The sequence below is a fragment of the Sabulicella flocculans genome, assembly GCF_045449635.1.
Lineage (GTDB): Bacteria > Pseudomonadota > Alphaproteobacteria > Acetobacterales > Acetobacteraceae > Roseococcus.
Genome location: NZ_JBJJBR010000025.1, coordinates 23675 through 45764, shown reverse-complemented (window position 1 = coordinate 45764; position 22090 = coordinate 23675). Strand labels below are relative to the sequence as shown.

The 22090-nt window shown below is 77.1% G+C and carries 25 protein-coding genes; 16 read left to right on the top strand and 9 right to left on the bottom strand.

Going from position 1 to position 22090, the window contains the following annotated elements:
- A partial coding sequence (locus tag ACI6QG_RS17255; RefSeq protein WP_407025829.1) for a methyl-accepting chemotaxis protein occupies nucleotides 1-1445 on the top strand: 1445 nt, incomplete at its 5' end.
- Nucleotides 1446-1449: 4 nt separating this feature from the next.
- On the opposite strand, the gene ACI6QG_RS17250 is transcribed toward ACI6QG_RS17255, so the two are convergent.
- The 5 genes from ACI6QG_RS17250 to ACI6QG_RS17230 form a co-directional block, all read right to left on the bottom strand.
- Nucleotides 1450-1740: a SemiSWEET family sugar transporter gene (locus ACI6QG_RS17250; RefSeq protein ID WP_407025828.1), complete on the bottom strand. Its 291-nt coding sequence runs from the start codon at nucleotides 1738-1740 to the stop codon at nucleotides 1450-1452.
- Nucleotides 1741-1764: 24 nt separating this feature from the next.
- A complete protein-coding gene (locus tag ACI6QG_RS17245; RefSeq protein ID WP_407025827.1) occupies nucleotides 1765-2604 on the bottom strand; it encodes a LysR family transcriptional regulator in 840 nt (279 codons plus the stop codon).
- A 69-nt stretch (nucleotides 2605-2673) separates the two neighbouring features.
- Nucleotides 2674-3423, bottom strand: coding sequence for a DUF2076 domain-containing protein (locus ACI6QG_RS17240; protein WP_407025826.1), 750 nt, complete (start codon nucleotides 3421-3423; stop codon nucleotides 2674-2676).
- A gap of 96 nt (nucleotides 3424-3519) precedes the next feature.
- On the bottom strand, nucleotides 3520-3939 hold the full coding sequence (locus tag ACI6QG_RS17235; RefSeq protein ID WP_407025825.1) for a CoA-binding protein: 420 nt from the start codon (nucleotides 3937-3939) through the stop codon (nucleotides 3520-3522).
- Nucleotides 3940-3952: 13 nt separating this feature from the next.
- Complete coding sequence (locus ACI6QG_RS17230; RefSeq protein WP_407025824.1) at nucleotides 3953-4195, bottom strand: hypothetical protein; 243 nt, start codon at nucleotides 4193-4195, stop codon at nucleotides 3953-3955.
- Nucleotides 4196-4279: 84 nt separating this feature from the next.
- On the opposite strand from ACI6QG_RS17230, the gene ACI6QG_RS17225 reads away from it, so the two are divergent.
- Nucleotides 4280-5086: a S49 family peptidase gene (locus ACI6QG_RS17225; protein ID WP_407025823.1), complete on the top strand. Its 807-nt coding sequence runs from the start codon at nucleotides 4280-4282 to the stop codon at nucleotides 5084-5086.
- Here the strand turns inward: ACI6QG_RS17225 and ygfZ are convergent.
- Nucleotides 5075-5875 carry a CAF17-like 4Fe-4S cluster assembly/insertion protein YgfZ gene (gene ygfZ / locus ACI6QG_RS17220; RefSeq protein WP_407025822.1) on the bottom strand — a complete coding sequence of 267 codons (801 nt, stop codon included), beginning with the start codon at nucleotides 5873-5875 and terminating at the stop codon, nucleotides 5075-5077. The genes ACI6QG_RS17225 and ygfZ overlap by 12 nt on opposite strands.
- Nucleotides 5876-5923: 48 nt before the next feature.
- Here ygfZ and ACI6QG_RS17215 point away from each other — a divergent pair, with 48 nt between their 5' ends.
- From ACI6QG_RS17215 to asnB, 5 genes are read left to right on the top strand one after another with little or no spacing between them, the layout of a single operon-like run.
- Nucleotides 5924-6835, top strand: coding sequence for a glycosyltransferase family 9 protein (locus tag ACI6QG_RS17215; RefSeq protein WP_407025821.1), 912 nt, complete (start codon nucleotides 5924-5926; stop codon nucleotides 6833-6835).
- On the top strand, nucleotides 6835-7599 hold the full coding sequence (locus ACI6QG_RS17210) for a glycosyltransferase family 2 protein (RefSeq protein ID WP_407025820.1): 765 nt from the start codon (nucleotides 6835-6837) through the stop codon (nucleotides 7597-7599). Before ACI6QG_RS17215 ends, ACI6QG_RS17210 begins: the two co-directional genes overlap by 1 nt.
- Before the next feature lie 2 nt (nucleotides 7600-7601).
- Nucleotides 7602-8552, top strand: a complete 951-nt coding sequence (locus ACI6QG_RS17205; RefSeq protein WP_407025831.1) for a glycosyltransferase — start codon at nucleotides 7602-7604, stop codon at nucleotides 8550-8552.
- A 14-nt stretch (nucleotides 8553-8566) separates the two neighbouring features.
- A complete protein-coding gene (locus ACI6QG_RS17200; RefSeq protein ID WP_407025830.1) occupies nucleotides 8567-9568 on the top strand; it encodes a glycosyltransferase in 1002 nt (333 codons plus the stop codon).
- A gap of 1 nt (nucleotide 9569) precedes the next feature.
- Nucleotides 9570-11321 (top strand): asparagine synthase (glutamine-hydrolyzing), encoded by a 1752-nt coding sequence (gene asnB, locus ACI6QG_RS17195; protein WP_407025819.1) that lies wholly within the window; start codon nucleotides 9570-9572, stop codon nucleotides 11319-11321.
- A 7-nt stretch (nucleotides 11322-11328) separates the two neighbouring features.
- Here asnB and ACI6QG_RS17190 read toward each other — a convergent pair whose 3' ends face one another.
- Together ACI6QG_RS17190 and ACI6QG_RS17185 are read right to left on the bottom strand one after the other, a co-directional pair.
- Complete coding sequence (locus ACI6QG_RS17190; RefSeq protein WP_407025818.1) at nucleotides 11329-11928, bottom strand: LysE family translocator; 600 nt, start codon at nucleotides 11926-11928, stop codon at nucleotides 11329-11331.
- A 37-nt stretch (nucleotides 11929-11965) separates the two neighbouring features.
- Complete coding sequence (locus ACI6QG_RS17185) at nucleotides 11966-12874, bottom strand: 3-keto-5-aminohexanoate cleavage protein (RefSeq protein ID WP_407025817.1); 909 nt, start codon at nucleotides 12872-12874, stop codon at nucleotides 11966-11968.
- Nucleotides 12875-12921: 47 nt separating this feature from the next.
- Here ACI6QG_RS17185 and ACI6QG_RS17180 point away from each other — a divergent pair, with 47 nt between their 5' ends.
- The 3 genes from ACI6QG_RS17180 to ACI6QG_RS17170 are packed head-to-tail and all read left to right on the top strand — an operon-like array spanning nucleotide 12922 to nucleotide 15976.
- Nucleotides 12922-14262 carry an acyclic terpene utilization AtuA family protein gene (locus tag ACI6QG_RS17180; RefSeq protein ID WP_407025816.1) on the top strand — a complete coding sequence of 447 codons (1341 nt, stop codon included), beginning with the start codon at nucleotides 12922-12924 and terminating at the stop codon, nucleotides 14260-14262.
- Complete coding sequence (locus ACI6QG_RS17175) at nucleotides 14259-14609, top strand: AtuA-related protein (RefSeq protein ID WP_407025815.1); 351 nt, start codon at nucleotides 14259-14261, stop codon at nucleotides 14607-14609. Before ACI6QG_RS17180 ends, ACI6QG_RS17175 begins: the two co-directional genes overlap by 4 nt.
- A gap of 56 nt (nucleotides 14610-14665) precedes the next feature.
- The gene (locus tag ACI6QG_RS17170; RefSeq protein WP_407025814.1) at nucleotides 14666-15976 is read left to right on the top strand and encodes a dihydroorotase; all 1311 of its coding nucleotides are present in this window, start codon (nucleotides 14666-14668) and stop codon (nucleotides 15974-15976) included.
- Nucleotides 15977-16002: 26 nt separating this feature from the next.
- Here ACI6QG_RS17170 and ACI6QG_RS17165 read toward each other — a convergent pair whose 3' ends face one another.
- The gene (locus ACI6QG_RS17165; protein WP_407025813.1) at nucleotides 16003-16383 is read right to left on the bottom strand and encodes a hypothetical protein; all 381 of its coding nucleotides are present in this window, start codon (nucleotides 16381-16383) and stop codon (nucleotides 16003-16005) included.
- 98 nt (nucleotides 16384-16481) lie between these two features.
- Here ACI6QG_RS17165 and ACI6QG_RS17160 point away from each other — a divergent pair, with 98 nt between their 5' ends.
- The 6 genes from ACI6QG_RS17160 to ACI6QG_RS17135 are packed head-to-tail and all read left to right on the top strand — an operon-like array spanning nucleotide 16482 to nucleotide 22086.
- A complete protein-coding gene (locus tag ACI6QG_RS17160; protein WP_407025812.1) occupies nucleotides 16482-17120 on the top strand; it encodes a tetratricopeptide repeat protein in 639 nt (212 codons plus the stop codon).
- The gene (locus ACI6QG_RS17155; RefSeq protein ID WP_407025811.1) at nucleotides 17120-18472 is read left to right on the top strand and encodes an outer membrane protein assembly factor BamB family protein; all 1353 of its coding nucleotides are present in this window, start codon (nucleotides 17120-17122) and stop codon (nucleotides 18470-18472) included. The genes ACI6QG_RS17160 and ACI6QG_RS17155 overlap by 1 nt, the downstream gene beginning before the upstream one ends.
- A 34-nt stretch (nucleotides 18473-18506) precedes the next feature.
- Entirely contained in the window at nucleotides 18507-19859 is a 1353-nt protein-coding gene (der, locus tag ACI6QG_RS17150) for a ribosome biogenesis GTPase Der (RefSeq protein WP_407025810.1), read from the top strand.
- Nucleotides 19860-19869: 10 nt separating this feature from the next.
- Entirely contained in the window at nucleotides 19870-20679 is an 810-nt protein-coding gene (locus ACI6QG_RS17145) for an isocitrate lyase/phosphoenolpyruvate mutase family protein (protein ID WP_407025809.1), read from the top strand.
- Nucleotides 20680-20735: 56 nt separating this feature from the next.
- Entirely contained in the window at nucleotides 20736-21416 is a 681-nt protein-coding gene (locus tag ACI6QG_RS17140) for a 3-oxoacid CoA-transferase subunit A (protein WP_407025808.1), read from the top strand.
- A 25-nt stretch (nucleotides 21417-21441) separates the two neighbouring features.
- Nucleotides 21442-22086 carry a 3-oxoacid CoA-transferase subunit B gene (locus ACI6QG_RS17135; RefSeq protein ID WP_407025807.1) on the top strand — a complete coding sequence of 215 codons (645 nt, stop codon included), beginning with the start codon at nucleotides 21442-21444 and terminating at the stop codon, nucleotides 22084-22086.
- The last annotated feature ends 4 nt before the right edge of the window (nucleotides 22087-22090 follow it).

The following is a 22090-nucleotide window of genomic DNA, read 5'->3' as shown; positions in this document are numbered from 1 at the left end:
CGGCCGTGCTGGGCGGGGCGGCGGCGCTGGCCCTGCCGGGGCCCGCCGCGGCCGGCGGCGCCGCGCTGGGCCTGGGCGGGATGCTGGCGGCCGGCTGGGCGGCGCTGCGCGCCCAGCGCCGCGCCCTGGCCGCGCTGCTGGCGCAGTTCGACCTCATCGCCGCGGGGGATTTCCAGGCGCCGATGCCCAGCCCCGCCGCGGCCGAGTTCCACGCCCTGTCCAGCCGCACCCGCGCCCTGCGCGCCCGCCTGGGCTACGCCCTGCAGGAGCGGCGGGAGAACGAGCGCCGCGCCGCCGAGGACCGCCGCGCCGCCATCGCCGAGATGGCCGGCCGGGTGGAAGCGGAAGCGCGCCGCGCCGTGGCCGCGGTGAGCGAGCGCACCGGCGCGATGAGCAGCCGCGCCGCCGCCATGGCCGAGTCCTCCGGCGCCTTGCGCGCCCGCGCCGCCCAGGCTGACGCCGCCGCCGACCAGGCGCGCGGCAACGTCCAGGCCGTCGCCGCCGCGACGGAGGAGCTGGCCGCCTCCATCCGCGAGATCACCAGCCAGACCGCCCGCGCCGGTCAGGTGGCCCGCGCCGCGGTGGAGGGCAGCGACGCCACCCAGGGCACCATCCGCGCCCTGGCCGGCACCGTCTCGCGCATCGGCGAGGTGGTGACCCTGATCCGCGAGATCGCCGCGCGCACCAACCTGCTGGCGCTGAACGCCACCATCGAGGCCGCCCGCGCCGGCGAGGCCGGCAAGGGCTTCGCCGTGGTCGCCAGCGAGGTGAAGGAGCTGGCCACCCAGACCGCCCGCGGCACGGAGGAGATCGGCCGCCAGATCGCCGGCATCGAGGGCGAGACCCGCGCCGCCGTCTCCGCGGTGGACGGCATCGGCCGCACCATCGCCGAGATCAACGAGGTCACCACCGCCATCGCCGCGGCGATGGAGCAGCAGGCCGCCGCCACCCAGGAGATCGCCCGCAACGTCGGCGAGAGCAGCCTCGCGGTGGACGAGGTGACCGCCGGCATGGCCGCGGTGAGCGCCGAGGCCGGGCGCGGCGGCGCGGAAGCCGGCGGGGTGCGCGCCGCCGCCCAGGCCGCCTTCGAGGACGTGGCCGCCATGCAGGGCACGCTGGTGCGGATGATCCGCACCTCCATGGCCGAGGCCGAGCGCCGCGCGGAGCCGCGGGCGGCGCTGCGCCTGCCCTGCCGCCTGCTGCTGCCGGCCGGCGAGACGCGGGGCGAGCTGCTGGACGCCTCGCCCTCCGGCGCGCGGGTGCGCGCCCCCGGGCTGGCGGAGGGCCAGGAGGGCCGGATGCTGCTGGACGGCGCGGGCGTGGACATCCCCTTCGCCGTGGCGCACGCCGAGGCCGGCGAGGCCGGGCTGCGCCTGGACCGCGCGGCCGGCGGCGCCGCCTGGGCGCGCACCCTGGCCGGCGCCCGCGCCGCCGCCGCGGCGTGAGGGCTCACACCCCCAGGGTCTGGGCCACTTCCTCGCGCACGCGACGGCCCATCACCTTCATCGCCAGGATGAAGGCCGACAGCGCCAGGCAGATGCCGTTGGCCAGGATCAGCGGCCAGGCGCCCAGCAGCACGCCGTAGGTCAGCCACAGGCTGAACCCCACCACGGTGAGGATGTACATGCGGGTGGAGATGCCCGAGGCGTCGCGCGTGCGGATCACCTTCCAGGCCTGCGGCACGAAGGACAGCACGGAGCACGCGCTGGCGACGAAGCCGATGATCTGCGTCAGGTCCATGCCCGCCCGAATGCGCGGGCGGCCTCAGGCGTTGCGCAGCTCCTCGATCAGCGGCGCCACCAGGGGGGAGCGCCCCTCGGCGTCGCCGAACAGGCACATCTCCGCCGTGCCCAGCGCGGGCAGGCCGGGGCATTCCACCAGCCCCTCCGGCAGCCCGGCGCGGCCCATCACCGTCAGCGCGAAGCCGGCCTGCGCCGCCGCCGCCACCCCGAGCAGCGAGGGCGAGGTGTAGACCACCTCGAAGCCCACCCCGGCGCGGGCCAGCGCGGCCAGGGCGCGGTCGCGGAACATGCAGCCCTGCGGCAGCATGGCCAGCGGCAGCGGCCGCCCCTCCGGCGGCGCCCAGCCGGGCGCGGCCACCCAGACCACGGCTTCCGTCCACAGCACGCGGCCTTCCGTCTCGCCGTCGCGGCGCTTGCCCAGCACCAGGTCCAGCTCCTCCCGCGCCAGCCGGGCGCGCAATTCGTGCGAGCGGCCGACCTCCACCTCCACCCGCAGCTCGGGCCAGGTGCGGGCGAAGCGCGCCAGGGCGGGGGTCAGGTGGCGGGGCACGAAGTGGTCGGCCACGCCCAGGCGCAGCCGCCCTTCCACCGGGGGCGCGACGAAGCGGCGCACCGCCTCCTCGTTCAGCGCCAGCATGCGGCGGGCATAGGCCAGCAGCGTCTCGCCCTCGCGCGTCAGGGCCACGCCGCGCGGCTGGCGCAGCAGCACCGGCTTGCCCAGCACCTCCTCCAGCCGCTTCACCTTCAGGGACACGGCGGATTGCGTCAGCCCCAGCGCCTGCCCGGCCGCGGTGAAGCCGCCGCGCTCCGCCACCGTGACGAAGCCGCGCAGGAGGTCGAGGTCGAGGTCGGGCAGGCGCATGGGCGGGCTATCGCGCCGCGCCGCGCCGCAGGCAAGCGCGCCGCCGGGCGGGCCGGCGGCGCGGGGGCGTCAGTAGTCCTCGTCGAAGCCGCCGCCGGCGTCGTCGTAGCCGCCGCCCGCGGCGTCGTCATAGCCGCCCTGGCCGCCATCATAGCCGGCCTGGCCGTTGTCGTAGCCGGCGCCGGTGGCGTCGCTGCCGCCCCAGCCGGCGTCCTGCGCCGCCGCCCCGGGGTCGGTCCAGGCGGAGGAGGTGGGCACCGCCTCCGTGCCGAAGGCGCCGCCGGCGGCGCTGGCCGCCTGCGCGGCGCCGCCGCCGAAGGCGCCCATCAGCATGTTGCCCAGCACCATGCCGCCGGCCACGCCGGCCGCCGTCATCATCGCGGTGCCCAGGAAGCCCGGGCCCTGGCGGCCGCCCATCATCGGCGTGGGGGGCTGCATCGGCTGCGGGCGCGGCGGCATCGGCGCCGGCCGGCTGCCGCCGAAGCCGAAGAAGCCGCGGTTCTGCGCCGCCTGCGCCTGCCGGGACTGGTTCTCCAGCTCCCACTCCAGCTGCTGGATGCGGTTCTGCGCCTGCACCAGCGCGTGCTCCTGCACGAAGGCGGTCTGCGTCAGGCGGTAGCGCGCCTCCGGGTGGCGGGCGAAGATCTCGCCGATCAGGCGGTCGGCCTCGGGGTCCACCGGCGGCAGGCTGGGCGCGGGCTGCGCCGCCCCGGCGCTGGGCATGCGCCCGGCATTCCACGGGCTGGGCGCGGCGGCCTGCTGCACGCCGGCCACGCGCGTGAGGTATTCGGTGATGATCCGGCGCTCTTCTTCGGTCATGGGGTCCTTCCCTCCTCCGCGCGGCGGTCGGCCCGGCGCGGGACGACGCCGAACGTGGTCCGGCCGCCGTCTGGTTTCAAGCAGCTTGGCAAAAGGTTACAGCGCGTCCACGCGGTCGGGCAAGCCGTGGCGGCGCCACGCGATGGCCGGGCAGTCATCCGCCACCACCGCCAGCCCGGCCTCCCGCGCCCGCGCCTCGGCCGCCGGGTCGCGCACGCCCAACTGCAGCCACACCGAACGCGCGCCCAGGCGCACCGCCTCGTCCACCACCGCGCCGGCCTCGGCGCTGCGGCGGAACACGTCCACCATGTCCAGCGGCCCGGCCTCGGCCAGGCTGGCCACCACCGGGCGGCCCAGCAGCACCTGCCCGGCCAGGCCGGGATTGACCGGGGTGACGTCATAGCCGCGCGCCAGCAGGAAGCGCATGACGCCGAAGGAGGGGCGGTCCGGCCTGGCGGAGGCGCCCACCAGCGCGATGCGCCGGGTGGACAGCAGCAGGGCGGCGGCGTCCGTCATGCCCGCGCGCGCCTCAGGCGCGCTCGACCGCCGGCAGGGGCTGCACGTTGGACGGCGCCTTGCGGAAGCGCCGCTGGAGCGACCAGTTGGACTGCATCCGCACCTCCGGGTTGGGCACGGTCCAGCATTGCCCGTTCTCGTCCAGGAAGCACACCCACATCAGGTGGGTCTCGGGTCCATAGTCGATCAGGAAGTGCGCCAGGGCCGGGCCCTTGGGGGTTTCCATCGGCAGGGGCGGGTTCAGCTGCGTGATCATGGAGGGGCCTTGCATTGCCCTGGTGGAACGCCGGCCCCCGGGGGGGCGGTTGCGGGATGTTCCGCCGGGCGCATCTTCCTTCGCATGTGGATTCCCTTTCTGCGCCCCCGCCCGCCCACGGTCGCCGTGGTGCGGCTGGAAGGCGCCATCTCGGCCCGCGCCACCCCCTGGGGCGGCGGGCTGAACCTCGCCGCCGCCGCGCCGCTGCTGCACCGCGCCTTCGCGCTGAAGGGGCTGGCGGCGGTGTTCCTGGCAATCAACTCGCCCGGCGGCTCGCCCGTGCAGTCGGCGCTGGTGGCCCGGCGCATCCGCTGGCACGCCGAAAAGGCCAAGGTGCCGGTGGTGGCGGTGTGCGAGGACGCCGCGGCCTCGGGCGGCTACTGGATCGCCTGCGCGGCGGACGAGATCGTGGCCGACCCGGCCTCCATCCTCGGCTCCATAGGCGTCGTCTCCTCCGGCTTCGGCGCGCCCGAGGCGCTGGCGCGCTGGGGCATCGAGCGCCGCCTGCGCACCGCCGGCCACGAGAAGGCGCTGGCCGACCCCTTCCTGCCCGAAACCGCGCAGGACCGCGCCCGCCTGGCCGAGCTGCTGGACACCCTGCACGCCGAGTTCAAGGACTGGGTGCGCCAGCGCCGCGGCCCCCGCCTGCGCGCGCCGGAGGAGGAGCTGTTCACCGGCCGCTTCTGGACCGGCCGGCAGGCGCTGGCGCTGGGCCTGTGCGACGGGCTGGGCGACCTGAAGGGCGAGGCGGAGCGCCGCTTCGGCCCGCGGGCGCGGCTGGTGCCGCTGGGGGCGCGGCGGCGCCGCTTCCCCTTCTCCCTGCTGCCCTCGGCCGCCGACGCGGTGGCGGCGCTGGAGGAGCGCGCGGCCTGGGCGCGGCTAGGGCTGTAGCGCGGCTTCGGCCAGGCGCATCCAGCCCGGCGCCTCCGGCCGCAGCACCGCCCCGCCGCAGGCCAGCGCCGCGGCGCCGATGGCGCCCAGCCGCAGCAGCGCCATGCCCCGCCCGGCATGGGAGGAGCGCATCTCCCCCACCTCGGCGCCGTCCAGCAGCACCGGGGTGCCGCGCGGCGGCGGCGCGCCCTCGATGCGCACCGGCACCAGCCGGCGCTTCACCAGCCCGCGGTAGCGCGTGCGCGCCGTCAGCTCCTGGCCCATCCAGCAGCCCTTGGTCCAGGACACGCCGTTCAGCTCGTCGAAGCCGGCCTCCAGCAGCACGGACTGCTCGGCGGCCATGTCCCGGCTGCCGCCGGGCAGGCCGAGCGCGAGGCGGTGCGCCTCGTAGTCGCCCTCCCCGCCGGCGGGGGCGGCGGTGAAGCGGCGCCAGCCGGCGGCGGGCAGGCGCGGGTCGGCCCAGGCGTCGGCGGGGGCGGGCGCGCCGCCCCAGCCGGCCTCCACCGCCACCCCGGGCAGCGGGCGCATCGCCACCCGCGCGCGCAGGCGGAAGCGCAGCAGCCGCGCCTGCAGCATTTCCGCCTGCGCCGCCTCCACGTCCAGCCGCAGCGCCTCGCCCTGCGGCACCACGAAGAAGTCGGCCAGCCACTTGCCCTGCGGCGTCAGCAGCGCCGCCCAGGCCGCGCCCGGCCCGGTGACGTCGTTGGAGACGAGGCCCTGCAGGAAGCCCACCCGGTCCTCGCCCGAGAGTTCCAGCACGGCGCGGTCATCGAGGGTGGCGGTCGGCATGGGGCGGGATGTGGGCAAAGCGCCCCGCCGTGGTAAGGGGGGCGGGTCGTGCGCATCCTCTTCGTCACCTCCACCCGCATCGGCGACGCGGTGCTGTCCACCGGTCTGCTGGACCACCTGGCGCGCGCCCATCCCGGCGCCCGCTTCACCGTGGCCTGCGGCCGGGTGGCGGAGGGGGTGTTCCTGCGCATGCCGGGCCTGGAGCGCCTGATCGCGCTGGAGAAGCGGCCCTGGTCGCTCCATTGGCTGGACCTGTGGCGCCAGGTGGCCGCCACGCGGTGGGACCTGGTGGTGGACCTGCGCGGCTCCGCCCTGGCCTGGACGCTGCTGGCGCGGCGGCGGGCGGTGATGCGCGGCGGCCGCCGCCCGGGCCACCGCCTGCTGCACCTGGCCGCCACCCTGGGGGTGGAGCCCGCCCCGCGCCCGGTGGCGTGGTGGAACGAGGCGGACGCCGCCCGCGCCGCCGCCCTGCTGCCCGGCGGGCCCTGGCTGCTGCTGGGCCCCACCGCCAACTGGCGCACCAAGATGTGGCCGGCCGAGCGCTTCATCGCCAGCGCCCAGGCGCTGACGGAAGGCGGCGGCGCCGTGGCCGGGGCGCGCATCGCCATCCTGGGCGGCCCCGGCGCGGGGGAGCGCGAGATGGCCCTGCCGGTGCTGGCCGCCCTGCCCGAGGCGGTGGACCTGGTGGGCCGGCTGTCGCTGCCCGAGGCCGCGGCCGCGCTGTCGCGCGCCGCGCTGTTCCTGGGCAATGACAGCGGGCTGATGCACCTGGCCGCCGCCGCCGGCACGCCGACGCTGGGCCTGTTCGGCCCCACCCCGGCCAGCGAATACGCCCCTGTCGGGCCCCGCGCCCAGGCGGTGCTGGCCAAGGGCCCGCCCGGCGCCACGCCGATGGTGCGGCTGGGGGTGGACCAGGTGCTGCGCGCCGCCCGCGCCCTGCTGTCGCGCGAGGTGGCGTGATGCGCGTCTCCGCCCTGGTGGTCGCCCGCGACGAGGAAGCGCGGCTGCCCGCCTGCCTCGCCTCGCTGGGCTGGGCGGACGAGGTGGTGGTGGTGCTGGACCGCTCCTCCGACGGCTCCGCCGCGCTGGCGCGCGCGGCGGGCGCGGTGGTGCTGGAAGGGGCGTGGCCGCTGGAAGGCGCGCGCCGCAACGCCGGCATCGCCGCCTGCGCCGGCCCCTGGGTGCTGGAGGTGGACGCCGACGAGCGCGTGCCGCCGGAACTGGCCGCGGACATCCGCCGCACCATCGCCACCAGCCCGCACGCCTTCCACCGCGTGCGGGTGGACAACCACGTGGGCGGCCGGCTGATCCTGCACGGCTGGGGCGGCTCCTTCGGCACCACGCTCAAGCCCATCCTGTTCCGCAAGGGCGCCAAGCACTGGCGCGCCCAGCGCGTGCATCCCGGCCTGGACTGGACCGGCACCGAGGGCGAGCGCCTGACCGCGCACGGCCTGCACCACGAGCTGGACCGCGACGTGTCGGACATGCTGCGCCGGCTGGACCGCTACAGCAGCGCCAAGGCGGCGGACCTGCTGGCGGCAGGCGACATCGGCACGCTGCCTTCCAACCTGCGGCGGCTGGTCAGCCGCTTCTTCAAGTGCCTGATCGGCCGCAAGGGCTGGAAGGAAGGCGGCTGGGGCGTGCTGATCGCCCTGTGCGCCGGCCTGTTCCCGCTGCTGTCCCACCTCAAGGCCCGGCTGGAGCCGGAACGGCACCGCGATTGAGGGTGGTCCTGGCCAACGAGGGGCCGCGCATCACCGCCGATGCCATCGGCGCGCGGCCGCTGGGCGGGGTGGAGACCGCCTTCGCCCTGCTGGCCCAGGCCTTCGCCGCGCGCGGCCACGAGCTGGCGCTGCACTTCGAGGGCGAGCGCACCGCCCTGCCGCCGCGCGCCGACCTGGTCATCGCCGCGCGGGTGCCGCGCCTGTTCGCCGCGCTGCCGCCGGGGCGGCGGGTGCTGTGGCTGCACAACCCCGCCGGCTACCTGCGCAAGCCGCGCCACCTGTGGCCGCTGCTGCGCGCCCGACCGGCGCTGGTGACGCTGGGCCCCTCCCACGCCGCCACCCTGCCGCGCTGGCTGCCGGGGCGGCGCGTCCGGCTGCCGCTGGCGGTGGCCCCGCCCTTCGACGCGCCGGCGCCGGAGCGCGCCCCGCCGCCGCCGGTGGCCGCCTTCACCTCCTCGCCGCTGCGCGGGCTGGCGGAGCTGGCGGCGCTGTGGCCGCAGGTCGGCCTGGGCGAGCTGCGGGCCTATTCCGGCGCCGCCACCTACGGCGACGACCCGCGGCTGGCCGCGCGTGCCCTGCCGGCGCTGGCGGCGGCGCGGGCGGCCGGCATCGCGCTGCACGCGCCGCTGCCGCGCCCGGCCCTGCGCGCCGCGCTGCTGGAGGCGCGGGTGATGCTGTATCCGGGCGACGCGGGGGAAACCTTCTGCCTGGCCCTGGCCGAGGCGCAGGCGCTGGGCCTGCCCTGCGTGGTGATGGACCGCGGCGCGGTGGCCGAGCGCGTGCAGGACGGCGTCACCGGCGTGGTGGCGCGCGACGCCCAGGGCTTCGTGCGCGCCGCCCGCCGCCTGCTGGAGGACGACGCCGCCTGGACGGCCATGCACCGCGCCGCCCTGGCCCGCGGCCCCGGCCCCGGCTGGGACGCGGTGGCCGCCGGCTTCGAGGCGCTGGCGTGAGGCTCGCCAACATCATGGCCGGCGCCGCCATCGGCGGGGCGGAGGCCTTCTTCGAGCGCCTGACCCTCGCGCTGCCCGGCGCGGGGTTCGAGGTGCTGCCGGTGATCCGCGCCGACCCGGCGCGCGCCGCGCGGCTGGCCGCGCTGCACCCGCTGCAGCTGCGCTTCGGCGGCCCGCTGGACCTGCTGACGCGCCCGCGGCTGCGCGCGGCGCTGCACCGCTTCCGCCCCGCCATCGCCCTGGCCTGGATGAACCGCGCCGCCCGCCACGCGCCGGCCGGGCCGTGGTCGCTGGTCGGCCGCCTGGGCGGCTACTACGACCTGAAGTACTACCGCCACTGCGACCACCTGGTGGCCAACACGCACGACCTGGTGCGCTGGATCGGGGCGCAGGGCTGGCCGGCCGCGCGCGTCCACCACCTGCCCAACTTCGCCGACGACCTGCTGGGCGCCCCGCCCGCCGCGCTGCCCGGCGCGGCGCCGCGCATCCTGGCGCTGGGCCGGCTGCACCGGAACAAGGGCTTCGACCTGCTGGTGCGCGCGATGCGCGACCTGCCGGCCGCCACCCTGGTCATCGCCGGCGAGGGGCCGGAGCGCGCGGCGCTGGAGGCGCTGGCGCGCGAATGCGGCGTGGCCGGGCGCGTCCACCTGCTGGGCTGGCGCGACGACCCCGGCGCGCTGCTGGCCGCCTGCGACGTGTTCTGCGCCTCCTCCCGCCACGAGCCGCTGGGCAACATGGTGCTGGAGGCCTGGAGCGCCGCCCGCCCCGTGGTCGCCGCCGCCGCCCAGGGCCCGCGCGAGCTGCTGTCGGACGGCGAGACCGGGCTGCTGGCCCCGCTGGAGTCCGCCCCCGGCCTGGCCGCGCGCCTCGCCGAGGTGCTGGCCAGCCCCGGGCGCGCCGCCGCCCTGGCCGCCGCCGGCCGGGCGGAATACCTGCGCGCCCACGCCCCCGCCCCGGTGCTTGCGCGCTGGCGCGATGTGCTGCACGCCATCGCCGCGAGCAAGGAGATGCCCTGAGATGTGCGGCCTGGCCGGGCTGGCGCTGCGCGCCGGCGCCACCCCCGACGCCGCGGTGCTGGAGCGCCTGGCCCGCGCGCTGGCGCATCGCGGCCCCGACGGCGCCGGGCACCACGTCGCCGGCGCGGGCGCGCTGGCGCACACCCGCCTGTCCATCATCGACCTCGCCACCGGGGACCAGCCGCTGTTCGCCGGCGGCGCCGCGCTGGTGGCGAACGGCGAGGTGTACAACTACCGCGAGCTGCGGGCCGAGCACGCCCTGGCCTGCGCCACCGGCAGCGACTGCGAGCCGCCGCTGCACCTGTACCGCCGCGACGGCCTGCCCTTCGTGGACGCCCTGCGCGGCATGTACGCCATCGCCATCCAGGACCGCGCGCAGCGCCGCACCGTGCTGGCGCGCGACCCCTTCGGCATCAAGCCGCTCTACCTGTGCGAGGTGGAGGGCGGCCTCGCCTTCGCGTCGGAGGCGCAGGCGCTGGTGGCCGCCGGGCTGGTGGCGCCGCGCATCCGCCCCGAGGCGCGGGACGAGCTGCTGCAGATGCAGTTCACCACCGGCGCCGAGACCATCTTCCAAGGCATCCGCCGCCTGCTGCCGGGCGAGAGCCTGGTCATCGCCGACGGCAAGGTGACGGAGCGCCGCCGCCGCCCCGCCCTGCCCGCGGGCGGGCCCGAGCCGGTGGGCGAGGAGGAGGCGATCCGCCGCCTGGACGCCGCGCTGGAGGAAAGCGTGGGCCTGCACCAGCGGGCCGACGTGCCCTACGGCCTGTTCCTCAGCGGCGGCACCGACAGCGCCGCCGTGCTGGCGATGATGGCGCGGCTGAACGAGGCGCCCGTCACCGCCTTCACCGCGCATTTCGACGTCAAGGCCGCGGCGGACGAGCGCGAGGCCGCCCGCCGCGTCGCCCGCGCCGCCGGCGCCCGCCACCTGGAGGTGGAGGTGACGGAGCGCATGGTGCTGGACCACCTGCCCGCCATCGTTTCCTGCATGGACGACCCGGCGGCGGACTACGCCATCATCCCCACCTGGTTCCTGGCCCGCCGCGCGCGCGAGGAGGTGAAGGTGGTGCTCTCGGGCGAGGGCGGGGACGAGCTGCTGGGCGGCTACGGCCGCTACCGCGCCGCCATGCGCCCCTGGTGGCTGTGGGGCCGCGCCATGCGCGCCCGCGGCGCCTTCGACCGCCTGGACGTGCTGCGCGAGGAGCCGCGCTCCTGGCGCGACGGCATCGCGGCGGCCGAGACGGAGGTGGCGCAGGGCGGCCGCACCCGCCTGCAGGCCGCCCAGGCGCTGGACGTGGCGGACTGGCTGCCCAACGACCTGCTGCTGAAGCTGGACCGCTGCCTGATGGCGCACGGCGTCGAGGGCCGCACCCCCTTCCTGGACCCCGGCATGGCCGCCGCCTGCTTCCGCCTGCCCGACGCGCTGAAGGTGCGGCGCGGCGCCGGCAAGTGGGTGCTGCGCGAATGGCTGCGCCGCACCCTGCCGGCCAGCGACCCGTTCCGCCCCAAGCAGGGCTTCACCGTGCCGGTCGGCGCCTGGATCGCCGCCCATGCCGAGCGCCTGGGGCCGCTGGTGGCGCGCCAGGAATCGGTCCGCGCCCTGTGCCGCCCCGGCAAGGTGGAGGCGCTGTTCAAGGCCGCCGCCGGCAAGCGCGAGGGCGCGGCCGCCTGGCACCTGCTGTTCTGGGCGCTGTGGCACCGCCGCCACGTGGAGGGCGCGCGGGCGGAGGGCGACGTGTTCAGCTACCTGGGATAGCGGCGCCTCAGCCCAGCAGCGGCAGCAGCGACAGCACCAGCAGCAGCGCCATGGCGCGGTTGAACCAGCGCAGCCCCGAAGGCCCCAGCAGCCGCGCCGAGGCCACGCCCAGCAGCGCCCAGCCCGCCAGCAGCGGCAGCGTCACCAGCGCGAACAGCAGCGCCAGCACCGCCGCCTGCGCCACCGCCGCGCCGGGCGTGGTGTAGGCGGCGAAGGCGGCCAGGGCGATCACCCAGGCCTTGGGGTTCACCCACTGGAAGGCCGCCGCCGCCAGGAAGGACATGGGCGCGCCCCGCGGCGCCGCCCCCGGCGCCTCCGGCGCGGCGGTGGCGATGCGCCAGGCCATCACCAGCAGCCAGGCCGCGCCCGCCCAGCGCAGCGCCGCGTGCAGCCCAGGGGCGGCGCGCAGCGCCTCGCCGGCGCCCAGCGCCACCGCCAGCAGCATGGCCGGGAAGCCCAGCGTCACGCCCAGCATGTGCGGCAGGCTGCGCCGCAGCCCGAAATTGGCGCCCGAGGCGGCGACCATGGCGTTGTTCGGCCCCGGCGTGCCCGACATCGCCACCGCGAAGCCCAGCGCCGCCAGCAGCCAGGACGCGCCGACCTCCATCGCCTCCCCCCCCATCAAGGACAGCGAAGCTGGCACCTCAAGGCGCCGCGCGCCAGGCGCCCTCCGGCCCGGGCGGGCGTCCCTGGGGGCGTTCCTCTGGGCGTTCCTGGCCGCGCAGCGCCGCCCGCACCTCGGCCGGGGCGGCCAGCCGCCGCGCGTGGCGGGCGGCGGCGCGCACCAGCGCGGCGTTGTCCAGCTCCGTGCCCAGCGGCGCGTCCTCCAGCCCCGCCCGCAGGCCGCCGCCGCGCGCCGCCGCCTGCGCCAGCAGGGGCGAGAGGTCCACGTCCAGCCCCGCCACCATCCAGGGCGCGCCGGGGTCGCATTCCGCCAGCAGCGCCAGGTGGGCGTCCAGGAAGGCCGGGCGCGGCGGGAAGCCCCAGCCCAGCCGGTCGGTGAACATGAAGCGGTAGATGGGCCGCGGCATCCCCGCCGCGCGCGCCAGCGCCGCCCCGGCGCGGGTGAAGCCGGGCTCGTAGATGGCGAAGCCGGGATGGAGGCGGCGGGCGGCGCAGAAGCCGGCCATGGCGCCCAGCTCCTCCGGCGGGTTGGCGTAGACGCTGCCCCGCGCCGGGCTGGACAGCGCGGCCATGTTGACGCTCCCGGGGTCCAGCACGGTCCATTCCAGCAGGCCGCGCGCCGCCAGCTCGCGGATGTGCGCGAAGCGGTCCGCCCCTTCCGTCGCCCGCCCCGGCACGGTGGGGTAGAGCACGGCGTCGGTGCGCGCGCGCAGCCCCTCGATGATGCGGGCGTAGATGCGCCAGTCGTCGCGCTGGCGGCCGGTGTCCTCGTCATAGGCGTGGAAGTGCAGGATGGCGGCGCCCTCGGCGGCGCAGGCGGCGCCGGCCTCCACCACCTCCGCCACCGTGACGGGGATGCGCGGCTGGCGCGCCCGCGTCCAGGCGCCGTTCAGCGCCGCTTCCAGCCAGGTGGGGGGCATCGCGTCCATGGGCGGCAGCATGGCGCGCCGCGCCCATCCGCGCCATGCTCGCGCGCATGACACGCCCCTTCCGCATCGGCGCCGGCGCCGGCTACGCCGGCGACCGCATCGAGCCCGCGGCCGAGCTGGCGGAGCACGGCCGCCTCGACGTGCTGGCCTTCGAATGCCTGGCCGAGCGCACCATCGCCCTGGCCCAGGCCGAGCGCCTGCGCGACCCCGCCCGCGGCTTCGACCCGCTGCTGGAGGCGCGGCTGGAGGCGGTGCTGCCGGCCTGCCGCCGCCAGGGCACGCGCATCGTCTCCAACATGGGCGCGGCCAACCCGCGCGGCGCGGCGCGCGCGGCCGCGGCGGTGGCGCGCAGCCTGGGCTTCGCCGGGCTGCGCGTGGCGGCGGTGGAGGGCGACGACGTGCTGCCGCAGCTGCGCGCCCATCCCGGCCTGCAGCTGCTGGAGCGCCCGGCCGACGTCGCCTCCCTGGGGGATTCGGTCGTCTCGGCCAATGCCTATGCCGGGGTGGCGGGCATCCTCGCGGCGCTGGGGAAGGGGGCGGACATCGTGCTCACCGGCCGCGTCGGCGACCCGGCGCTGTTCCTGGCGCCGCTGATGCACCATTTCGGCTGGGCGCCGGAGGACTGGGACCGGCTGGGCCAGGGCACCGCCATCGGCCACCTGCTGGAATGCGCCGGGCAGGTGACCGGCGGCTACTTCGCCGACCCCGGCGCCAAGTCGGTGGCGGAACTGGCCCGGCTGGGCTTCCCGCTGGCCGAGGTGCAGGCCGACGGCACCGCCCTGCTGACCAAGGTTCCCGGCTCCGGCGGCCGCGTCACCCCCGCCACCTGCAAGGAGCAGCTGCTCTACGAGCTGCTGGACCCCGCCGCCTACCTGCAGCCCGACGTGGTGGCCGACTTCACCGCCGTGCGGCTGGACGCGGCGGGGCCGGACGCCGTGCGCGTCTCCGGCGGGCGCGGGCGGCCGCGGCCGGACACGCTGAAGGTCTCCATCGGCCACCGCGACGGCTTCATCGGCGAGGGGCAGATGAGCTACGCCGGCCCCGGCTGCCTGGCGCGCGGCCGGCTGGCGCTGGAGGTGGTGCGCGAGCGCCTGCGCCTGACCGGCGTGCGGATGGCCGAGGCGCGCTTCGAGCTGATCGGCGTGGACAGCGTGCTGCCCGGCGCCGCGCCCGCCGCCGAGCCCAACGAGGTCCGCCTGCGCGTCGCCGCCCGCACCGATAGCCTCGCCGAGGCGGTGCGCGTCGGCAACGAGGTGGAGACGCTCTACACCAACGGCCCGGCCGGCGGCGGCGGCGCCTTCAAGGCGGCGCGGGAGGTGCTGGCGGTGGCCTCCACCCTGGTGCCGCGCGCCTGGGTGACGCCCAGCGTCCACCTGGAGGTGGCATGATGCCCCTGCTGCGCGACCTCGCCCACGCCCGCACCGGCGACAAGGGCGACACCTCCCAGGTCTCGGTCATCGCGCATGACCCGGCGGATTTCCCCTTCCTGGCCGCCCAGGTCACCGAGGCGCGGGTGCGCGCCCACCTGGCCGCGGTGCTGGCGCCCGGCGCGCGGGTGACGCGCTACGCCCTGCCGGCGCTGGGGGCGCTGAACTTCGTGCTGGAGGGCGCGTTGGGCGGCGGCGTCACCCGCTCGCTGGCGCTGGACGCGCATGGCAAGTGCCTGGGCGCCGTGCTGCTGGGCATGGCGCTGCCCGGCCAGGGGGAGGGCGAGGGCGAGGGGGGAGGGGGCTGAACCGCCGCCCCGCGATGCGCTAAGCCTGCGCCGCTTCACGACGGGGGTGCCGGAGCTTGTTCGACCTGATCCTGCGCGGCGGCAAGGCCGTGCTGCCCTGGGGCATCGAGGCCCTGGACATCGGCATCCGCCACGGCCGCATCGCCGCCATGGGCGACCTGCGCACCGCCGAGGCCCAGGCGGTGTGGGACTGCAAGGGCCTGCACCTGCTGCCCGGGTTGGTGGACGCCCATGTCCACCTGCGCGAGCCGGGCAACGACGCGGTGGAGACCATCGCCACCGGCACCCGCGGCGCCGTGCTGGGCGGGCTGACCGCCGTCTACGACATGCCCAACACCTCCCCCGCCATCACCGACGCGGCGCGCCTCGCCTGGAAGCGCGGCCGCGTGGCGGAGACGGCGTGGTGCGACATGGGCCTCTATGTCGGCGCCACCCGGACCAACACGCCCGACCTCGGCGCGCTGGAGGCGGAGGACGGCGTCTGCGCCATCAAGGTCTTCGCCGGCTCCTCCACCGGGGACCTGATGATCGAGGACGACGCCGGGCTGGAGGCGGTGATGCGCCACGGCCGCCGCCGCGTCGCCTACCACTCGGAGGACGAGTACCGCCTGCGCGAGCGCAAGCCGCTGTTCCACGCCGGCATGCCGCACCGCAACCACATGGAATGGCGCGACGTGGAGGCCGCCTTCCTGGGCACCCGCCGCCTGATGGCCCTGGCCCGCAGGACCGGCCGCCCGGCGCACATCCTGCACGTGAGCACGGCGGAGGAACTCGACTACCTGGCCGGCTACCGCGACGTCTGCACCGTCGAGGTGCTGCTGAACCACCTGACCCAGACCGACGAGGCCTATGACCGGCTGGGCGGCTACGCGGTGATGAACCCGCCCATCCGCGACAAGCGCCACCTGGAGGCCGCCTGGGCCGCGGTGCGCGACGGCCGGGTGGACGTGGTGGGCAGCGACCACGCCCCCCACCCCCGCGCGGCGAAGGAGCGCCCCTGGCCCGACTGCGCCGCGGGGCTGACCGGGGTGCAGACCCTGGTGCCGCTGATGCTGAACCACGTCAGCGAGGGCCGCCTGTCCCTGATGCGCCTGGCCGACCTGATGAGCGCCGGCCCGGCCCGCGTCTACGGCGCCGTCAACAAGGGAAGGCTGGCGGTGGGCTTCGACGCCGACGTGACGCTGGTGGACATGGCGGCGTCGCGCAGCATCGAGGAAAGCTGGATCGCCTCGCCCTGCGGCTGGACGCCCTTCGCCGGCACGCTGTGCCAGGGCTGGCCGGTGGGCACGGTGGTGCGCGGCCAGGTGGTGATGCGCGAGGACGAGGTGCTGGGCGCGCCGTCCGGGCGGCCCATCGCCTTCCGCTAGGGCCGCGCCGCGGCCACGGGGGCGGTTCACCGCGCCTGGAACGGCCCCGGCCAGCGCGCCGCCCGCGCTTCCTCCTGCGCCGGGGTGGGCGGCGGGCCGTCGGCCACGCCGCGCTGGGCCGGCACGGCGGGCGGGCGCGTCACCCAGCAATCGGCGCTGCCCAGGGAGCGCGTGCAGAAGGGCGGCGGCCCCGGCGGCTCCGGCGCCGCGGCGCAATAGGGCAGCCGCCGGTCCAGCCGCGCCACCGAGCAGTCCCGCCCGTTGACGGCGCTTGCCGCGATGTCGGGCACCGTGCGCCCCGTCACCGCCAGCGAGACGACGTTGACCCCCACGGTGGCCACCGCCGCCGGGCCGTCGCAGCCGGCGGTTCCCAGCAGGGCAAGGACGGGCAGCAGGGCAGGGCGCATCGCCGCATGGAACCCCCCGCGCCTTAACGCCGCCCCAAGACGCTGCTAGACCCCCGCCTTCGAACGGATTGGAACGGGACAGGCCCTTGCCCGACCTGGTGGATGAGGTTGACGAGGAACTGCGCGCCGAGCGCGCCCAGCGCCTGGCGAAGCGCTACGGCGGCGCGCTGACGGCGCTGGCGCTGGTGGTGCTGGCCGGCGTGGCCGGCTGGCAGGGCTGGAAGTGGCACGAGGCCCGCCAGGCCGCCGCCGCCGCCGAGACCTTCCTGGCCGCCGCCGAGGGCGCGGCGGCCGAGGGCGCCGACATGGCCGCCGCCGCCGCCCGCTTCGCCGCCGTGGCCAGCGACGCCCCGCCGGGCTACCGCACCCTGGCCCGGCTGCGCCAGGCCGCCCTGCAGGCCGAGGCCGGCGACACCCCCGCCGCCCTCGCCACCTGGGACGCGCTGGCGCGCGACGCCGCGCTGGACCCGCTGTACCGCGACCTCGCGACCCTGATGTGGGGCCTGCACGCGCTGGACTCGGCGGAGCCGGGGCAGGTGGAGGCCCGGCTGCTGCCCCTGGCCGCCGACGGCGCCCCCTGGCGCGCCTCGGCGCGCGAGGTGCTGGCCCTGCTGGCCATCCGCCGCGGCCAGGCCGAGCCGGCCCGCCGCGCCCTGGAAGCCATCCTGGCCGACGCCGCCACCCCCCAGGGCGTGCGCGACCGCGCCACCCGCCTGCTGTCCGGACTGGGAAGCTGATGACCAACCACACCCGACGCGCGGCCCTGCTGGGCGGCGCCGGCCTGCTGCTGGCGGGCTGCGAGACCTTCCAGGACGCCTTCGACAGCGTGGTCGGCTCCTCCAAGACGCCCCTGCCGGGCGAGCGCACGCCCATCCTGGCCGCCCAGCGCGGGCTGGAGGTGGACGCCGCCGCCGCCACCCGGCCGATGCAGCTGCCCGCCGCCACCCTGTCGGCCGAATGGCCGGTGGCCGGCGGCAACCTGGCGCACGCGCCCGGCCACCTGTCGCTGCCGGCGCCGCTGGGGCAGGTGTGGCGCTCCTCCATCGGCTCGGGCAATTCCTACCGGCGGCGGCTGACCAGCCCGCCGGTGGTGGCCGGCGACGCCGTGATCGCCGCCGACGCCTTCGGCTGGGTCACCGCGCTGGACGCCGCCCGCGGCGGCCGCCGCTGGCAGACCGACACCCGCCCGCGGCGCGACCGCGACGGCGCGCTGGGCGGCGCGGTGGCGGTGGCCGACGGCACCGTCTTCGTCGCCACCGGCCTGGCCGAGGTGATGGCGCTGGACGCCGCGACGGGCGAGATCCGCTGGCGCGCCCCGCTTTCCGCCCCCGCGCGCGGCGGCATCACCGTGGCCGGCGGGCGCATCCTGGTGCCCACGGTGGAGAACCACCTGGTCGCCCACGCCGCCGAGGACGGCCGCAACCTCTGGACCTTCCGCGGCGCGCCGGTGCGCGCCCTGCCGCTGGGCCTGCCTGCCCCGGCGGTGGAGGGCGAGCTGGCCATCGCCGGCCTCGCCTCCGGCGAGCTGGTGGCGCTGCGCCTGGACACCGGCCGCGTGCAATGGAGCGAGAGCCTGGGCACCGCCCGCGGCGGCGTCTCGCTGGCCGACATCGGCGCCATCACCGCGCTGCCGGTGGTGGACCGCGGGCGGGTGCTGGCGGTGGGGCTGGCCAACGCCATGGCCATGCTCGACCTGCGCTCCGGCCGCCGGGTGTGGGAGCGCGAGCTGGGCGGCGCCGCCACCCCCGCCGTGGCGGGCGACTGGGTGTTCGCCCTGTCCAGCGAGGGCGAGCTGGCGGCGCTGGGCCGCGACGACGGGCGCGCGCGCTGGATCTCCCCCCTGCCGCGCTTCCGCAACGAGGCGCGGCGCTCCGGCCCCATCACCTGGGGCCCGCCCACCCTGGCCGGCGGCCGCCTGCTGCTGCCCGGCAGCCATGGCGAGCTGCTGGAGGTGGACCCCGGCACCGGCGCCCTGGGCCAGCGGCTGCGCCTGCCCGACGGCGCCACGCTGCAGCCGGCGGTGGCCGGCAACAGCCTCTACCTGCTGACCGACGGCGGCGACGTGGTCGCGCTGCGGGGTGTGGGATGACAGGCCCCCGCCGGGCGGCGCCGGGGCGCGGGGCATGAGGCCGGTCGTCGCCATCCTGGGCCGGCCCAACGTGGGCAAGTCCTCCCTGTTCAACCGCCTCGCCGGGCGGCGCATCGCCATCGTGGACGACACCCCGGGCGTCACCCGCGACCGCAAGGAGGCGGATTGCGAGATCGCCGGGCGCGAGGTGACGCTGGTGGACACGGCGGGGCTGGAGGAGGCCGCGCCCGACACCCTGTACGGCCGCATGCGCGCCTCCAGCGAGGCGGCGCTGGAGCGCGCGGACGTGGCGCTGTTCGTGGTGGACGCCCGCGCCGGCCTCACCCCGGCCGACCGCGCCTTCGCCAACTGGCTGCGCAAGGCGCGCCGCCCGGTCATCCTGGTGGCCAACAAGGCCGAGGGGCGCGGCGGCGCCGCGGCGGCGCTGGAAGCCTTCGAGCTGGGCCTGGGCGAGCCCATCGCCGTCTCGGCCGAGCACGGCGAGGGCATCTGGGGCCTGATGGAGGCCATCGGCGAGCACCTGCCCGCCCTGCCGGAGGAGGAGCCCGAGGAGGAGGAGGAGGAGGACGGCGCCGGCAAGCCGCTGCGCCTGGCCATCCTGGGCCGGCCCAACGCCGGCAAGTCCACCCTGCTGAACCGCCTGCTGGGCGAGGAGCGCATGATCACCGGCCCCGAGCCCGGCCTGACGCGCGACGCCGTGGCGGCGATGTGGCGCGACGAGGTGGGGCCGGTGCGGCTGGTGGACACCGCCGGGCTGCGCAAGAAGGCGCGCATCACCGCCAGGCTGGAGGAGCTGTCCGCCGCCTCCTCCATCGCCGCGCTGCGCGAGGCGGAGGTGGTGGTGCTGGTGCTCGACGCCCTGCTGGGCCTGGAGGAGCAGGACATCCGCATCGCCCGCCTGGCCGAGCGCGAGGGCCGCTCCGTCGTGCTGGCGCTGAACAAGTGGGACGCGGTGGAGGACCGCGCGGCGGCCAAGGCGGCGCTGGACCGCGTGCTGGAGGAATCGCTGAACCAGCTGCGCGGCATCGAGGTGGTGCCGATGTCCGCCGCCAACGGCCGCGGCGTGGACAAGCTGATGCCCGCGGTGCGCCGCACCCATGAGCGCTGGAACCGCCGCATCGGCACCGGCGCGCTGAACCGCTGGTTCGAGCGCATGCTGGAGCGCCACCAGCCGCCGCTGGTGGACGGGCGCCGGCTGAAGCTGCGCTACGCAACCATGCCCAAGGCGCGCCCGCCCACCATGGTCATCTTCGGCACCCGCGCCGAGCAGCTGCCCACCGACTACCGCCGCTACCTCCTCAACGGCTTCCGCGAGGAGTTCGACATGCCCGGCGTGCCCATCCGCCTGCAGCTGCGCTCCTCGGAGAATCCCTTCGCGGAGGAGTAGGCTCGGGCGCATGACCGAGTCGTTCCACCGCTTCCGCGCCCTGCACGAGACCGGCTGCTTCGTGATGCCCAACGCGTGGGACGCCGCCTCCGCCGCCGTGCTGGCGGCGCAAGGCTTCCCCGCCCTGGCCTCCAGCTCCGCCGCCATCGCCTGGGGGCTGGGCCGGCGCGACGGCTTCGGCGCGGTCAGCCGCGACGAGGCCATCGGCAACGCCGCCCTGCTGGCCCGCGCCGCCGCCCTGCCGGTGAACGGCGACCTGGAGGACGGCTTCGGCCCAGCGCCGGAGGATTGCGCCGCCACCGTGCGGGCCGCCGCCGCGGCCGGCCTCGCCGGGCTGGGCATCGAGGACACCACGGGCGACCCGGCCCAGCCCATCCACCCCTTCGACGCCGCGGTGCGCCGCGTGGCGGCGGCGGCGGCGGCGGCGCGCGGGCGCATCCTGCTCACCGGGCGCACGGACAACTTCCTCCATGGCCGGCCGGACCTGGACGACACCATCCGCCGCCTGGTCGCTTTCGCCGAGGCCGGGGCGGACGTGCTCTACGCGCCCGGCCTGCCGGACATGGCGGCGGTGCGCGCCGTGGTGCGCGCGGTGGCGCCGCTGCCGGTCAACATCCTGCTCGGCCCGCGCGGCGGCGCCGTGCCGCTGGCCGAGCTCGCCGCGGCCGGGGTGCGCCGCGTCTCCACCGGCGGCGCCCTGTACCGCCTGGCCATGGGCGCGCTGCGCGACGCCGGGCGCCGGATGCGCGCCGGCGAGGTGCCTTCGCTGGCCGCCGCGCCCACGGGGGCGGAGATCGAGGGGCTGCTGCCGGGGGCTTGATGCGCCGCGCTCCCGGAACGACCATGCGCCCAGATGAATCCGGGGGAACGCCACGCGTGATCAACAAGATCGTCCAGTCCGTCGCCGAGGCGCTGGCGGGGGTGAGGGATGGCGCCACCGTGCTGATCGGCGGCTTCGGCTCCGTCGGCCAGCCCGACGCGCTGATCGAGGGGCTGATCGAGCAGGGGGCGAAGGACCTCACCTGCGTCGCCAACAACGCCGGGGCCGGCCACACCGGGCTGGCGCGGCTGATGGAGCTGGGGCGGGTGCGCAAGATCATCTGCTCCTTCCCGCGCTCCCAGGGCTCGGTGGTGTTCGAGGAGCTGTACAAGGCCGGCCGCATCGAGCTGGAGATCGTGCCCCAGGGCACCATGGCCGAGCGGATGCGCGCCGCCGGCGCCGGCATCCCGGCCTTCTTCACCGCCACCTCCGTCGGCACGCCCCTGGCGCGCGGCAAGGAGGAGCGCGAGTTCGGCGGCCGCACCTACGTGATGGAGCACGCGCTGAAGGGCGACGTCGCGCTGGTGGAGGGGTGGGAGGCCGACCGCTGGGGCAACCTGACCTACAACCAGTCGGGGCGGAACTTCAACCCGGTGATGGCCATGGCCGCCGACCTCACCATCGCCCAGGTCCAGCACCTGCGCGACCTCGGCGCGCTGGACCCGGAGAAGGTGGCCACGCCCGGCATCTTCGTGAACCGCGTGGTCCGTGTGGACCGCGGCGCGCCCTGGGCCTAAACCCATGCCGGAGGAGAAGGCATCCATGAGCACGAGCACCCGCGCCGCGATGGCCGCCAGGGCCGCCGCCGACATCCCCGAGGGCTGGGTGGTGAACCTGGGCATCGGCATCCCCACCCTGATCGCCGACCACGTGCCGCTGGAGCGCGAGGTGATCTTCCAGAGCGAGAACGGCGTGCTGGGCATGGGCCCCGCGCCGGCGAAGGGCCAGGAGGACCCCTGGCTGATCAACGCCGGCAAGCAGATGATCACCCTGCGCCCCGGCGGCTCCTTCTGCCACCACGCCGACAGCTTCGCGATGATCCGCGGCGGGCACATCGACCTCTGCGTGCTCGGCGGCTTCGAGGTGGCCGAGAACGGCGACCTGGCCAACTGGGCCACCAGCGAGAACGACACCGCCCCCGCCGTGGGCGGCGCGATGGACCTGGGCGCCGGGGCCAAGCGCATCTGGGTGACCATGGAGCACACCACCCGCGACGGCCGCCCCAAGCTGGTGGAGCGCTGCGCCTACCCGCTGACGACGCCGGGCGTCGTCTCGCGCGTGTACACCAACCTCGCGGTGCTGGACGTGGTGCCCGGGCTGGGCTTCGTGGTGCGCGACATCGTGGACGGCATGGGCCTGGAGGAGCTGCAGGCGCGCTCCGGCGCCCGGCTGCACGCCCGCGCATGAGCAC